Origin of the sequence: [Actinomadura] parvosata subsp. kistnae (assembly GCF_900323885.1) — a bacterium.
GTDB lineage: Bacteria > Actinomycetota > Actinomycetes > Streptosporangiales > Streptosporangiaceae > Nonomuraea > Nonomuraea composti.
This window is the reverse complement of the sequence record NZ_OOHJ01000006.1, coordinates 878,429-891,902: the sequence shown is the minus strand read 5'-3', so window position 1 is coordinate 891,902 and position 13,474 is coordinate 878,429. Positions and strand designations below refer to the sequence as shown.

The window sequence follows — 13,474 nt, the reverse complement described above, 5'->3', positions numbered from 1 at the left end:
CCTGTCCGGCTCCGCCATCTGGCCGGACGGACGAGACGCGCGGCGGAAGCGGCGGCCCCGGCCCGCGCGGAACAGTCGGCTCATCCGGCTTGTGGAGGGATTGGTGAGGGTTTTGAGTGGCTTGAGCGTGGTCTGGCAGAGGCGTCGTCCGGCGCCCGCCCTGGTGGCCTGGTCGCGTGCCGGGCAGGGGTGTGCCGGTGAGCGAGCAGGAGAACGTTCGGGAGGACAGCGTTCAGGAGCGGGCGGCCGGGGGACCCGGCGTGGGCGGCGGGCCTTCTTCGGGCTGGCCGCCGCCGCGGCCGGAGCGGCCGGCCTGGCCGGGGCGGTGGCGGTCCCGCCGTACCTGACGGCCCCGCCGACCAGCGCGCCGCCCCCGGCGCCGCCGCGCGGGCGTTTCGACGGCAAGGTCGTCCTGATCACCGGGGCCACGTCCGGCATCGGGGAGGCCACGGCCCGGGCGTTCGCCGCCGAGGGGGCGAAGGTCGGCTTCTGCGGCCGGCGCGCCGAGCTGGGCCGCCGGGTGGAGCGGGACCTGCGCGACGCCGGCGGCACCGCCCGCTACCAGCAGGCCGACGTGCGCGACCCCGACCAGCTGCGGCGTTTCGTGGACGACACGGCCGCCGCGTTCGGCCGGCTGGACGTCGCCTTCAACAACGCCGGCATCACCCGGACGGCGCCGCTGCACGAGATGACCCTGGAGGACTGGACGGACGTGCAGCACACCAACGCCCGGGGCGTCTTCCTGTCGATCAAGTACGAGGTGCCGCACATGCTGGAGCACGGCGGCGTCATCATCTGCACCGCCTCGGAGTCCCGGCGCCCCGGCGGCGCCGCGTACACCTCCAGCAAGCAGGCGATCAAGGGCATCGTGGAGACGGCCGCCATGGACTACGGCCCGAAGGGCATCCGGATCAACGCCATCTGTCCCGGCACGACCGACACCGCGCTGGTGCGCCCGGCGTCGCTGCCTGACGCGGTGTGGGAGGCGTTCAAGCGGGCGTGGGGGCCGTTGAACGCCTCCGGCACGCACCGGATGGCGTCGAAGGAGGAGATCGCCCGGTCCGTGGTGTCGCTGGCGAGCGCCGAGTTCTCCTACATGGCCGGGTCGGCCGTCCTGGTCGGCGGCGGGCCTCTGGGCGGCGGCCCGATGGCCATGCCGCCCGGCTTCCCGTCCCGGTGAGCCCCGGTTCAGGCGCTGCGGGCGGGGGCCTGGGCGGTTGTCGAGGCGATCGTGGCGGTCAGGCCCTCACTTTCGCGGCCCTGGGCGATGAGCGTTTCGATTCTGGCCGCCACCGCCGGCAGGCCGCCGTCGCCGAGCACCTGGCCGTCGCGCAGCCCGATGAGGTGGCGCAGGACGGTCAGGTGCTCGGCCAGGGTGGCGGGTCCCGCCGGGTAGGCGGCCCGCAGCAGCTCCGCGGCTGTGCCGGGGGCGCCGGTGACCACGTGCCCGAGCTGGTCGGCCGCGCTCGCGGCGAACTCGGTGACGTCGATGCCCGCCGCGCGTACGGTGTCGAGGGCCCGCAGCAGGCCGAGCTGGGCGTCGTACCAGAGGCCGAACAGGGTGAGGTCCCAGATCGCGGCCGCTTGGGGTGCCTGTCCCGCGAAGCGGGGCGTGCTCAGCAGCTCCAGGACCGCGCGGTGGCGCTGGAAGGCCTCGGGTGAGCCGCCGTACAGGATGGTCGCCGCGCCGGTGCCGATCGTCTCCGGCGCGGCCTGGACGCCGGCGTCGAGATAGGACGCTCCCAGGGCGGCCACCCGCCGCGCGGCCCGTTCCGCGTCGTCGGGGGTGCCGGTGCACATCGCGACGATCGTCCGTCCGGACAGGTCGCCGTCCAGTGCGGCCAGGCACTCCTGGACGGCGGTGTAGTCGGTGAGGGTGAGCAGGGTCAGCGTGGCCGAGGACACCGCCTCGCTCACCGACGCGGCGGGTCGTGCTCCGGCGGTGGCGAGCGGGTTGAGGCGGGCCGGGGTGCGGTTCCACACCACCACGTCGTGGCCGTGCTCGAGCAGGCGGCGGGTCACCGCGCTGCCGATGGCGCCCGTGCCGATCACGGCGATGCGATGCTCGGAGGTCTTCGTCATGGCGATGACCTTGCAACATCAACCTTGCTTGAGGTCAAGACGAGGGTTCCGGGGCTGGGGCGCGGGCCGTCCTTCAGCGGGACTGCGGGTTCGAGCGGCGCCGGGTGGCGCGCACGACGACGTCGTCGAGGGGGAGCTCGCGGCCGGGCACGAAGCGCTGGTGCTCGGTCGCGGTGACGATCTCCCACTGTGCGGTGTCCAGGCGTGCGGTGATGGCCGCGCTGGTGGCCGACGCCTCCTCCGGAGGGTGGTGACCCTCCCCGTGACCGTGCCCGTGACTGTGCCCGTGACCGTGCCCGTGACTGTGCCCGTGACTGTGCCCGTGACTGTGCCCGTGACTGTGCCCGTGACCGTGCCCGTGACCGTGCCCGTTCTTGTGGCCGGTGTGCAGGTGGCCGACGATGAGCAGGGTGCCGCCGGGGGCCACCCAGCCGGCCAGGCGGTCGTAGAAGGCGAGCTGCGGCATCGCCGGGTGCGCGTAGTGGGTCATGACCAGGTCGAAGGGGGCCTGCGGCGTCCAGACGGTCAGGTCCGCCTCGACCCAGCGCACGCGGCCGGCGGCGGCGCTCCAGCCCGGGTCCGCGGCCGCGCGCCGGGCGGCGCGGGACAGGACCTCGGCGGAGATGTCGGCCGCGGTGACCTCCCAGCCGTGGTCGGCCAGCCAGAGCGCCTCCGCGCCGCTGCCGCAGCCCGCGTCCAGCGCCGTGCCCGGCCTCAGGCCGGCGGTTTCGCGCGCCAGGTACGGGTTCGGCGGGGCGCCGGCCATGGTGGCGGGCGCCTGGTGCCAGTGCCGTTCCCAGTAGTCCTTGTCGAAGGCGTGCGTCATCGGTGCCGTTCCTCGTTCCGCTCGTGGTGGGTCGCTGCTCATGGTGGGCGACGGGGAGCCGGATGTGCAAACGTTGTTGCCGAATGGCAAATTAGGTGGGGTGGATGAGACCATCGACCGTACCCTCGACGCCGTCGGCCCGCGGCTGAAGCGCCTGCGCTCGCAGCGCGGCGTCACGCTCGCCGGCCTGGCCGCCCAGACGGGCATCTCCGCCAGCACGCTGTCCCGGCTGGAGGCGGGCCTGCGGCGGCCCACGCTGGAGCAGCTGCTGCCGCTCGCCCGCGCCTACGGCGTCACGCTGGACGACCTCGTCGACGCGCCGCCCACCGGCGATCCCCGCGTCCACCTGCGCCCCATCGCCGGCCATGACGGCTCGGTGGTGCTGCCGCTGACCCGCCGGGCCGGCGGGATCCAGGCCTACAAGTTCGTGCTGCCCGCCGGGAGCGGCGACCGCGAGCCCGACCTGCGCACGCACGAGGGCCACGACTGGGTGTACGTGCTCAACGGGACGCTGCGCCTCGTGCTCGGCGAGCACGACCTGATCCTCAAGCCCGGGGAGGTCGCGGAGTTCGACACGCGCACCCCGCACTGGTTCGGCGCCACCAGTGCGGGGCCGGTGGAGTTCCTGAGCCTCATCGGCCGCCAAGGCGAGCGCGCCCACGTCCGTGCGGCGCCGCGCGGCGGCACCGCGCGATGAAGGCGGCTCCCGTCTGGCGCCCATGCCGCAGGGTCGCGGGTTCAGAGCGGCTGCGTCGTGGCGGGTGAGCGCCGGGCGACGGCGGGCATCAGGACGGCGGCGAGCACCGCGCACGCGACGCCGGTCGCGGCGCACGCCCACCACAGCATGCCCGCCGGGAACAGCACGGCGCCGATGGCGGGGCCGGCGAAGCGGGCGATGGCGGTGGTCCAGCCGTACAGCGCCTGGTAGGTGCCGTGGGCGCCCTCGGGGGTGAGGTCGGCGATGAGCGCGGCCTCGAAGCCGGCCATGCCGATCTCGCCGATCGACCACAGCACGACCGTGGCCACGTAGTGCCAGGGCCGGGTGGCCAGGCCGGTCAGGGCCAGGCCGAGGCCCACCACGGCCATGGAGGCGCCGAGGACGGGCAGCCGCGGCAGGCGCGACAGCCAGGAGACCAGCAGCGGCTGGAAGATCACCACGATGGCGCCGTTGACGGTGATGAGCAGCCCGTACAGGGAGGGCGGCAGGCCGCCGGCGGCCAGGGCCAGGGGCAGCGCGTAGGAGGCCTGGGCGTACAGGATCAGGCCGAGCAGCAGGAAGGCCAGCGCGGCCATCAGGACCCGGTCGCGGGCGGCGATCGCGTAGCCGGTGCGCGCCGGCCTGGCGGCGCGCTTGTCGTGGCCGCGGGGGATGCCGGCGGCCACGAGGACGGCGAAGGCGAGGCTGGTGGCGACGTCCAGGACGACCAGGAGCCAGAAGCCGTGGGCGAGCAGGAGCCCGGCGACGGCGCCCGCGGCGGCGGTGCCCACGTTGACCGCCCAGTGCATGAGCCCGAAGGCCTGGGCGCGCAGGTGCGGCGGGGTGGTCTCGGCGACCAGTGCCGCGGCGGCGGGCCGGTAGACGTCGCCGGCCAGCCCCATGGCCAGGGCGGAGGCGATCAGCCAGGTCAGGTTGCCGGCGGCCGCGATGAGGATGAGGCAGGTGGCGGTGGCGAGCAGGCCGCCGATCAGGGTGGCGCGGCGGCCGAACCGGTCGGCCAGGTAGCCGCCCAGCGGTTGCCCGCCCAGGCCGCCCAGCCCGTACGCGGAGACGACCGCGGCGATCTGCGCGGCGGCGTAGCCGCGGCCGGTCAGGTAGAAGACGAGGAACGGCAGCACGACCCCGCCGAACCGGTTGACCAGCTGGCCGGAGAACAGCAGCCAGTACACCTTGGGCAGCCCCTGGAACACGGTGGGGCGGGCGGGAGCCGTGATCGTCATGAGTGCATGCTGCGGGCGGCCCCTCCCGGAGGGCGACATATTCGGCTGGAGCCGAATCAGCCGTCCAGCAGGGCCTGGGCGCGGGAGGTGCGGACGTACAGCATGGATCTGCCGACGCGGTGCTTGGTGACCAGGCCCGCCGCCAGCAGCAGGGTGAGCTGCTCGGAGACGCTGCCGGGTGCCAGGCCGGTGCGGCGGGACAGGTCGGTGGTGGAGGCGGGGCTGTCGAGCTCGCCCAGCAGCAGCGCGCGGGACCGGCCGATGACGGCGGCCAGCGCGCCGGGGTCGGGCGTGGTGCCGCGCTCCCACAGCGTGGCGATGGCGCGCACCGGGTAGGTGATGGCGGCCTGGCCGGGAGAGTCGGTGCGGTAGAGGAAGGCGGGCCAGACGAAGATGGACGGGGCCAGCAGCAGGCCCTCGCCCTTCAGCGTCCGCGACCACTCCTGGGGGCGCTGCTCCAGGGAGAGGGTGCGGTTCTCCCAGCGGATGGCCGGGTGCATGCCGGCGAACACGCCGGCCGGGCCGTGCTCGGCGAACTGCCGGGCGCGATGGAGCAGGTCGCCTTCGAGGAGGTTGCGCATGCGCGGCCAGTGCGGCGCCATGGCCAGCCGCCAGTACGCCTCGATGGCGGCCACCAGCCGCTCGAGGCCCGGCTCCGGCTCCCGGTACAGCTGCAGGGCGCAGCCGGTGAGCGCGCCGGGCGTCTCCTCGGCCAGGCGTTCCAGGTCGGCGCGGATGATCTCGTGCGGGGTGGCGCGCAGGGCCGCCAGCTCGCCGGCCAGGTCCGGGGTGGGGCTGGTGGGGACGGGGCACAGGAAGTCGGGGAGGTAGGGGCCGCCGGGGACGAGGTCGAGCAGCGGCGCCAGCTCGCCGCCGAGCCGGGGGCGTACCTGCTGGAACCACGGCAGGTGCAGGACGCGGCCGGCGGGCGTGCGCAGCGCGTGCACGCCGGTGGAGACCTCCCGCAGCGGCGAGTACGCGAACCTGATCGAGGTCAGGTCGTGGGCGGAGAACGTCACCCTGAGCATGCCGGCCACCCCTCGGATTCGGCTGCGGCCGAATGTATCGCGCCGGGGCCCGGCCGGGCCACAGCATGGAGCGCACTGAGACGAACCCCGAGGAGAACCCCATGCGCAAGGTCGTGCTCTACCACCTGATGTCGCTGGACGGCGTCGCCTACGAGGACGGCGACTGGCTCGCCGACGACGGCCCCCAGCTCGTCGCCTACCTCGGCCGCGTCATCGCTACCCAGGACGACGTGCTGATGGGACGCGGCACCTACGACTACTGGGCCGGGCACTGGCCCACCTCGGACTTCCAGCCGTTCGCCGACTTCATCAACGGCGCCCGCAAGCACGTCGTCACCTCCACCACACCCGCCCAGGAGTGGGCGCACGCCACGCGGGTCACCACCCCCGTGCCTGAGTACGTGGCCGCGCTGAAGCGGGAGAGCGGCGGCGACATCGGCGTGCACGGCAGCATCGAGCTGGCCCGTTCCCTGCTGCGGGCCGGCCTGGTCGACGAGCTGCGGCTGGTCGTCGCGCCGGCGGTGGTGGGGCGCGGCAGGCGGGTGTTCGAGGGCGACGGCGTCCAGCCGTGGAAGCTGCTGGAGGTCGACCGGGGCAGGAACGGCACCCTGTTCCTGGACTACGGCCGCTGAGCCGGCGCGTTACAGGCGGCGTTGCAGCAGCATGCCCGGCCACTCCCCCACCGTGAACGGGCCGATGCGGGTGAAGCCGCAGCTCTCGTAGTAGGCCACCAGGCGGCCGTCGTGCCCGGCGTAGCAGTCGACGCGCAGCAGGCCGAGGCCCTGCCCGCGGGCCTCGGTGGCGGCGCGGTCGAGCAGGGCGCGGCCGATGCCGAGCCCGGCGTGGCGGCGGTCGGTCACCAGGGCCTGCACGTACAGCTCAGGCTCGGCGGCGGGCGGCACGTAGTCGTGGGCGGGCCCCACCGACAGGCAGCCGGCGGGCCGGCCGTCGTGCTCGGCGATGCGCATGCCGCCGCCGGCCAGCCAGGAGGCGACCTGCTCGGTGCGGCGGGCGTCGCCGGTGAAGGGCCGGGTGCCCCACTGCCCGGTGCGGCCCTGCTCGGTGAGCCAGGCCACCGCCGAGTCGAACATGGCCAGCACGGCCGGCACGTCGCCCTCGCGGCCCGGCCGGATCGTGACGGGGCGCCGCGCGCGGTGGCCGCCGGTCATGACTTGCTGCTCTTGTGCAGGGCGCTGCCCTTCTTCCACTGCGAGAACGGCATCTGCCAGAAGCCCCAGCCGTTGTTCCACTCCAGCTCGCGGTCGGTGCCGGTGATGTCGACGACGTCGCCGCGCTGCATGTTCTCGTAGAACCACTTGGCCTGGTCGGGGCGAGCGTTGACGCAGCCGTGGCTGACGTTGCGCACGCCCTGGGCCCACACGTTGTCCTTGGCGTGGACGTACTCGCCGGAGTTGGAGATGCGCACCGCGTGGTCGATCATGACGTCGTAGTAGCCGGGGTCGCCCTTCTTGCGGCCCGGGGAGATCATGCGGACCGGGTTGCCGCGTTCCATCGTCAGGTGCACGCCGGAGGTGGTGGTGTACTCGCGGGTGGTGGCCATGCCGGCGCTGATGCGCATGGTCTGCACCCGTTTGCCGTCCTTGTAGACGTACATCATCTTCTTGCGGGTGTCGACCTTGCTGATCTGCTTGGCGCCGATCTTGAGTTTCGCGGTGTAGTCCTTGACCCCGTACAGGCCCTTGCCGCCCTTGATGCCGGTGATGTTGGCGTTGAAGGTGACCTTCTGGTGGGCGGGCCAGTACTTGGCGGTGCGGTAGATGACGACGGTGTCGTTGATCCAGCGCCAGGCGCCCGTGACGGGCTTTTCCGCCTCGACCTCCAGGGCGCGCTCGATGGTCGCCTTGTTGGTGACGGGCTGGTTGAAGGTGACGATGATGGGCGCGCCGACGCCGAGCGTCTCGCCCTTGGCGTTGGGGGTGACGTCGGCGACCTGCAGCGCCCGGTCGGGCTTGGCGGTGGTGAACGTGCTGGTCGCGGTGGTGACGCCGGCGGTGGCCGAGACGTTGTAGCTGGTGGACGGCTTCAGCGCGGTCTTCGACACCCAGCGGGTCTTGTCGGCGTTGAAGGCGCCTTCGACCTGCTCGCCGCCGGCCTCGACGGTGACGTTGTCGAGCGGCGCGCCGGCGGCGGCCACCACCACCTTCTTCTCCGGGCTGACCTTGCTCGCGCCCTCGGCGGGCGTGATCTTCACGGTGGGGGCCTGGGGGGTGGCGCTGGTGGTCGCCTCGGAGGCGTCGGGCGGCTGCGCGGCCGGGCCGCCGGAGCATGAGGCCGTCAGGGCCGCCGCCGTGAGCAGCGCGAATGCGGTGGCCGGTCTCCTCCAGGCGGGCGCAACGTTCACCTTCGTCCTCTCCCCATGGCACCACAATGGCACCTCAAAAACCTTAATGCTCCCGCATGTAAGACGCCGAATCCTTTGGGAGAGTTCGATCACATTTCAATTACTTGTCCGGCAACCCGGTGGCGGAACGCGACCGCACCCGTCAGGGGCGGGTCAGGCGGTGCGTCAGGCCGGTGTGGCGGCGGCCCGCCCCCTTCGTCCGGACGGCCTGCGCCAGCGCCCGCCGCGACCCCACGATGACCACGAGCTTCTTGGCCCGCGTGATCGCCGTGTAGAGCAGGTTGCGCTGCAGCATCATCCACGCGCTGGTGGCCAGCGGGATGACGACCGCCGGGTACTCGCTGCCCTGGGAGCGGTGGATGGAGACCGCGTAGGCGTGCGCCAGCTCGTCGAGCTCGTCGAAGGCGTAGTCGACCGCTTCGTCCTCGTCCGTCAGGACGGTCAGCTTGTGCTCGTCGGGACGGATGTCGGTGACGATGCCGACGGTGCCGTTGAACACCCCGGCCGCGCCCTTGTCGTAGTTGTTGCGCAGCTGGGTGACCTTGTCGCCGACGCGGAAGACACGCCCGCCGTAGCGGCGCTCCGGCATGCCCTCGCGGGCGGGCGTCAGCGCCTCCTGCAGCGCGATGTTCAGCGCGCCCGCGCCGGCGGCGCCGCGGTGCATGGGCGCCAGGACCTGCACGTCGCGGCGCGGGTCGAGGCGGAAACGGCGCGGGATGCGGCGGGCCACCACGTCGACGGTCAGCGCGGCGATCTCCTCCGGCTCCTCGCAGGGGAACAGGAAGAAGTCCTTCATGCCCTCCAGGACGGGGTGGCGGCCGGTGTTGACGCGGTGGGCGTTGACGACGACGCCCGACTCCTGCGCCTGCCGGAAGATCTGGGTCAGCCGCACCCGCGGGATGTCCTCGGCCGCCAGCAGGTCCTTCAGCACCTCGCCCGCCCCCACCGACGGCAGCTGGTCGACGTCGCCCACGAACAGCAGGTGCGCGCCGGGCGCCACGGCCTTGACGAGCTTGTTGGCCAGCAGCAGGTCCAGCATCGACGCCTCGTCCACCACCACCAGGTCGGCGTCGAGCGGGTTGTCGCGGTCGAAGGTGGCCTCGCCACCGGGGCGCAGCTGCAGCAGGCGGTGCACCGTGGTCGCCTCGTGCCCGGTCAGCTCGGCCAGCCGCTTGGCCGCCCGGCCGGTGGGGGCGGCCAGGATGACCTTGGCGCGCTTGGCGCGGGCCAGCAGCACGATGGAGCGCACGGTGAAGCTCTTGCCGCAGCCCGGCCCGCCGGTCAGCACCGCGACCTTCTCCGTCAGCGCCAGCCGGACGGCCTGGCGCTGCTCGGTGGCCAGCTCGGCGCCCGTCTGGCCGTGCAGCCACGTCTCGGCGCGCTCCCAGTCGACGTCGGCGAACGCCTTGAGCCGGTCGTGGCCGCCGCGCAGCAGCGTCAGCAGGCCGGCGGCCAGGGCGCTCTCGGCGCGGTGGAAGGGCGGCAGGTAGACGGCCGGCACGTCGTTGTCGCCGGCCGGGATCGTCTCGCGCACCACCCCCTCGTCGGCCACCAGCTCCTCCAGGCACGCGGCGACCAGGGCGGCCGGCACGTCGAGGATCTTGACGGCGTCGGCGACGAGGTTGGGGGCCGGCAGGTAGCAGTGGCCGTCGTCGGCCGCCTGCGACAGCGTGTACCGCAGGCCGGCCTTGACCCGCTCGGGGCTGTCGTGCGGGATGCCGACCGCCTGGGCGATGGTGTCGGCGGTCTTGAAGCCGATGCCCCACACGTCGTCGGCCAGCTTGTACGGCTGGCTCCTGACCACCTCGATCGAGCTCTCGCCGTACTGCTTGAAGATGCGCACCGCGATCGAGGTGGACACGCCGACCCCCTGAAGGAAGATCATCACCTCTTTGATGATCTTCTGTTCCTCCCAGGCGGCGGCGATCATCTTCGTCCGCTTCGGGCCCAGCCCCGGCACCTCGACCAGCCGCTCCGGCTGCTGCTCGATCACCTCGAGCGTGCCGGTGCCGAAATGGTCGACGATCCGCTCGGCCATCTTCGGGCCGATGCCCTTGATCAGGCCCGAGCCCAGATAACGGCGGATGCCCTGCACCGTGGCCGGCAGCACCGTGCTGTAGGACCACACCTCGAACTGGCGGCCGTAGCGCGGATGGGAGGTCCACCGGCCGCGCAGCCGCAGCGACTCGCCCACCTGCGCGCCCAGCAGCGGCCCGACGACGGTCAGCAGATCGGCGCCGGTGCGCTCGGTGGCCACCCGGGCGATCGTGTAGCCGGTCTCCTCATTGGCGTAGGTGACGCGTTCGAGGACGGCGTCGAGCACGGAAGCGGGTGGCCCCTGCTCGCCAGGCTTCACGCGATCCCCTCTCCCGCCTGCCTTCCGCAGGAAAGACTTTTCGGTAGCAAAGATTAGAGCAACGGGCCGACATCTCCGATCACGTCCCCTTCGAAGAGATGCGATCATGGGCGGCATGGCGTCCTCCCCCCGCTCCGCCACCGCCACCGCCTCGGCCGGCTGGATCTTCCTGACCGTCGTGTCGCTCGGCGGGTACGCGCTCCTCGCCTGGAGCCTGTGGCGGCTGGAATGGCTGACCACCGGCCTGACCGCCGCCGGCGTCGCCGCCCTGGCGCTGCCGGTCGCCGGCGCCCTGCTGGGACGGGCGATCACCACCGGCCGGCCGCACCCCGGACGCGCCGCCGCGGCCTGGGCGGGAGCGGCGGCGGGCGCGGCGTGCCTGCTGCTCGGGTCGCTCGCCGCCCTGTGGTCGGCGATGGTGGGCAGCCTGTGAACAAGGTGCTCAAGCGGTCGCTGACCACGGCGGCGGTGGTGCTGGTGCTGGGCGGTGTCGCCGCCTCCCCGTTCCTCGCCGAGATCGTCGAGCACGAACGGGTGTGCGGCTCGCTGTACGGCAGCGTCGAAGCGGCCCTGGAGCCGTTCGACGTGCTGGCGGCCGCCCCGTCCGGGGCCGTCGCCCAGGGCGGGCGGGAACGGTCGTGCACCGACACCGACGACCACCATGCGAGCGTCGGCCGCTCCTACCGCCTCGCTTCCGGGCAGGGCTCTGCCGGGCAGGTCGAGTCCTTCTACCACGATCTCGCGCTGCGCAACGGGTGGCGGCGGGTCCCGGGCGGCGGCGACGACGGCTGCGTGGTGAAGGAGGCCGGGGGCGCGGAGGTCAGCCTGGACGTCCGGTTCGACCCCGAGGCGGCGGGCGTCTACGCGGTGAGCGCGTCCACCTGGCCCTGCTGAGGCAGACGGGTGCCCAGCGCCCATGTGGCCGGCGCGGGCCGGGGCCGGCTCGTGGTCACACCTGCGGGAGGGCCGGGAGGCCGGTGGTCGGGCCCGCTGCCCCGAGGTCATCGCCACGCTTTCCACGGCGGCGGGTCGCCAGAGGGCAGGTACCAGTGCCCTCCCGTTCCACGCAGCCGATGCGTGAGTGCCTGGGCCGCCCTCTCGCGCATCGTGCTGTAGGCGGCCTCGGCCTTCTCCCGGAAGGCGGGCACCGCTTCCCGCGTGTGCTCTTCGCTCGCGTAGTCGTCGCGCATCGTCGTGAGCTCGGCCAGGCAGGCCGTCCACTGCTCGTCGATGACCTCCTGGGCGATGAGGCGCAGTGCTCGCGTGCCCACCTTTCCTGGCGGTACGTGCTCGCCGCCGGTGAAGGCCAGGACGGCTCCCAGCGGCTCGGCGGCCTCCACCATCGCACGGCGCTCGGCATGCATCCGCTCCCGGATCGCCGAGACAATCGTGTCGTAGGCCGCCATCCGGCCCCGGTAGCCCCTGATCCGCACCTCGCACTGCCGCTTGGCACGCTCGACGGCCCTGGCCAGCAGTGGGCCCTGCAACGGCTCGGTGATGCGCCCCAGGACGAGGCGGCGCAGCCACTCGGCATATGGGTGCCTGAGCCAGCCCTCGTCCAGCGCCACGAAGAGCTGGGTGTCTCCCCGCGCCCCTGCCGTCGCGCGCAGGCGCGCCTCCAGGCGCCTGGTGCCCGGATACTCGGCGCCCAGCACCACCAGCCCGCCTGCCTCGATCACCCGATCCCGGTCAGCCGTCCACGTGGGCAGGAGCTCCCGCCGGGCCGCGGCCACCGCCTCGTCCCACACGTCGCCGGAGGTGACGGCCGGGTCGAGGCCCGAGGCCCGTACGTGCTCGTGGGCCAGCCACTCCAGGTCACCGCCCAAGGCGACCTCGCCCTCCACGGCCGGCTGCGTGAGCAGGGTCACCGTCGCCGGACGTCCCGCCAGAGCCAGCGGGCGCTCCTCGTGAGGCCGTGCGGCCGGCAGGCCGCGGCCGGCCAGCAGGTCCGCCAGCCGTTCGGTGATCTCCGTGGAGTCCGTGATCACGAGCACCGGCCGGGCCGCGGCGTGGTGACCCGCGATGGCCTCGAGGAGGCCGTTCAGCTTGGCCTCGGTCGTGCCGTACAGCAGGTCGGGATGGTCACGCCGCGCGGTCGGGTACGCCGTGTCGACGGTTTCCACCGAGAGCCCGTACAGGTGGGCGAACTCAGCGGCTTCGGTGAGGACCGTCGCGGTGATCCCGGCCAGGGACGCATACCGGGCCAGGCAGGCGCGCACGCTGATCGACGCCGTGCGCACGCCGTCGCGGTTCACGATGAGGTCGTTGATCGATTGGTCGAGCATGACGAGGTCGGCTTCGGCCACGATCGCCCGGCACGGCTCGCGCTGCAGCCGCTCATCCGGGCCCGACACGAGATTGTCGGTCAGGTGGTCGTAGCCGAACATCTCGATCCGTCCCACCGTCACGTCCGCCGCATAGGCGAGTCGTTTCTCGTCCGGCTCCATGTCGCTGGACAGGCGGGCGACCGTCAGCCCGAGACGCCCGCACACCGTGGCCGTGACGGGGGCGCCGTCCCCGGTCATCAGATGGACGCCTCTCCCTTCCAGAGCGCCGAGGAAGACGGCGAGCGTCACGGCGGCCGGCCAAGCCGTGCGGTCGGCGAGCTCCACCACCGCGCCGCGAAACAACGCGACGCCGGCCCGCAGCTCAGCCAGAGTGCAACGGCGGCCGGAGATCCTGCCGGACGTCGCGGAAACGAGCGCGAACGCCTCTGGCAGCAGCGCGTCCGCGCTCTCTCCTGTGGCCTGTCGCCCGCGCAAGGCGGCGGCGCGCGTGAAAAGGTCAGAGTCGGGCACGTCCGCCAGGAGCGCGGCCATGCGATCGATCGCCCGGATGTCCGGATGCGGAGCGTGTGACACCTGTCGAGTCTCCCGGCGGGC

The 13,474-nt window shown here is 73.2% G+C and carries 13 protein-coding genes; 5 read left to right on the top strand and 8 right to left on the bottom strand.

Going from position 1 to position 13,474, the window contains the following annotated elements:
- The first annotated feature begins 127 nt into the window (after window positions 1-127).
- Entirely contained in the window at window positions 128-1,180 is a 1,053-nt protein-coding gene (locus KIS93_RS08110) for an SDR family NAD(P)-dependent oxidoreductase (protein ID WP_246005232.1), read from the top strand.
- A gap of 8 nt (window positions 1,181-1,188) precedes the next feature.
- Here KIS93_RS08110 and KIS93_RS08105 read toward each other — a convergent pair whose 3' ends face one another.
- Complete coding sequence (locus KIS93_RS08105; RefSeq protein ID WP_080038874.1) at window positions 1,189-2,082, bottom strand: NAD(P)-binding domain-containing protein; 894 nt, start codon at window positions 2,080-2,082, stop codon at window positions 1,189-1,191.
- A gap of 73 nt (window positions 2,083-2,155) precedes the next feature.
- A complete protein-coding gene (locus KIS93_RS08100) occupies window positions 2,156-2,908 on the bottom strand; it encodes a class I SAM-dependent methyltransferase (protein ID WP_080038873.1) in 753 nt (250 codons plus the stop codon).
- 100 nt (window positions 2,909-3,008) lie between these two features.
- On the opposite strand from KIS93_RS08100, the gene KIS93_RS08095 reads away from it, so the two are divergent.
- Complete coding sequence (locus tag KIS93_RS08095) at window positions 3,009-3,605, top strand: helix-turn-helix domain-containing protein (RefSeq protein WP_080038872.1); 597 nt, start codon at window positions 3,009-3,011, stop codon at window positions 3,603-3,605.
- Window positions 3,606-3,646: 41 nt separating this feature from the next.
- Here the strand turns inward: KIS93_RS08095 and KIS93_RS08090 are convergent, their stop codons facing one another.
- Both KIS93_RS08090 and KIS93_RS08085 read right to left on the bottom strand, forming a co-directional pair.
- The gene (locus tag KIS93_RS08090; protein ID WP_186403966.1) at window positions 3,647-4,846 is read right to left on the bottom strand and encodes an MFS transporter; all 1,200 of its coding nucleotides are present in this window, start codon (window positions 4,844-4,846) and stop codon (window positions 3,647-3,649) included.
- A gap of 56 nt (window positions 4,847-4,902) precedes the next feature.
- Window positions 4,903-5,874 carry an ArsR family transcriptional regulator gene (locus KIS93_RS08085; RefSeq protein ID WP_080046752.1) on the bottom strand — a complete coding sequence of 324 codons (972 nt, stop codon included), beginning with the start codon at window positions 5,872-5,874 and terminating at the stop codon, window positions 4,903-4,905.
- 101 nt (window positions 5,875-5,975) lie between these two features.
- Between KIS93_RS08085 and KIS93_RS08080 the strand changes: the two genes are divergently transcribed.
- Window positions 5,976-6,506: a dihydrofolate reductase family protein gene (locus KIS93_RS08080; RefSeq protein WP_080046751.1), complete on the top strand. Its 531-nt coding sequence runs from the start codon at window positions 5,976-5,978 to the stop codon at window positions 6,504-6,506.
- Between the two features lie 9 nt (window positions 6,507-6,515).
- On the opposite strand, the gene KIS93_RS08075 is transcribed toward KIS93_RS08080, so the two are convergent.
- The 3 genes from KIS93_RS08075 to recD2 all read right to left on the bottom strand — a co-directional run bounded on the left by KIS93_RS08075 (window position 6,516) and on the right by recD2 (window position 10,592).
- A complete protein-coding gene (locus KIS93_RS08075) occupies window positions 6,516-7,043 on the bottom strand; it encodes a GNAT family N-acetyltransferase (RefSeq protein WP_080038870.1) in 528 nt (175 codons plus the stop codon).
- Window positions 7,040-8,236 (bottom strand): L,D-transpeptidase, encoded by a 1,197-nt coding sequence (locus KIS93_RS08070; protein WP_080038869.1) that lies wholly within the window; start codon window positions 8,234-8,236, stop codon window positions 7,040-7,042. The genes KIS93_RS08075 and KIS93_RS08070 overlap by 4 nt, the downstream gene beginning before the upstream one ends.
- 142 nt (window positions 8,237-8,378) lie before the next feature.
- Window positions 8,379-10,592 carry an SF1B family DNA helicase RecD2 gene (recD2, locus tag KIS93_RS08065; RefSeq protein ID WP_080038868.1) on the bottom strand — a complete coding sequence of 738 codons (2,214 nt, stop codon included), beginning with the start codon at window positions 10,590-10,592 and terminating at the stop codon, window positions 8,379-8,381.
- Between the two features lie 115 nt (window positions 10,593-10,707).
- Between recD2 and KIS93_RS08060 the strand changes: the two genes are divergently transcribed.
- Both KIS93_RS08060 and KIS93_RS08055 read left to right on the top strand, forming a co-directional pair.
- Window positions 10,708-11,025 (top strand): hypothetical protein, encoded by a 318-nt coding sequence (locus KIS93_RS08060; RefSeq protein ID WP_155127278.1) that lies wholly within the window; start codon window positions 10,708-10,710, stop codon window positions 11,023-11,025.
- Entirely contained in the window at window positions 11,022-11,486 is a 465-nt protein-coding gene (locus KIS93_RS08055) for a hypothetical protein (protein WP_080038866.1), read from the top strand. The genes KIS93_RS08060 and KIS93_RS08055 overlap by 4 nt, the downstream gene beginning before the upstream one ends.
- A 107-nt stretch (window positions 11,487-11,593) precedes the next feature.
- Here the strand turns inward: KIS93_RS08055 and KIS93_RS08050 are convergent, their stop codons facing one another.
- A complete protein-coding gene (locus KIS93_RS08050; RefSeq protein WP_155127275.1) occupies window positions 11,594-13,453 on the bottom strand; it encodes a preprotein translocase subunit SecA in 1,860 nt (619 codons plus the stop codon).
- Window positions 13,454-13,474: the final 21 nt, after the last annotated feature.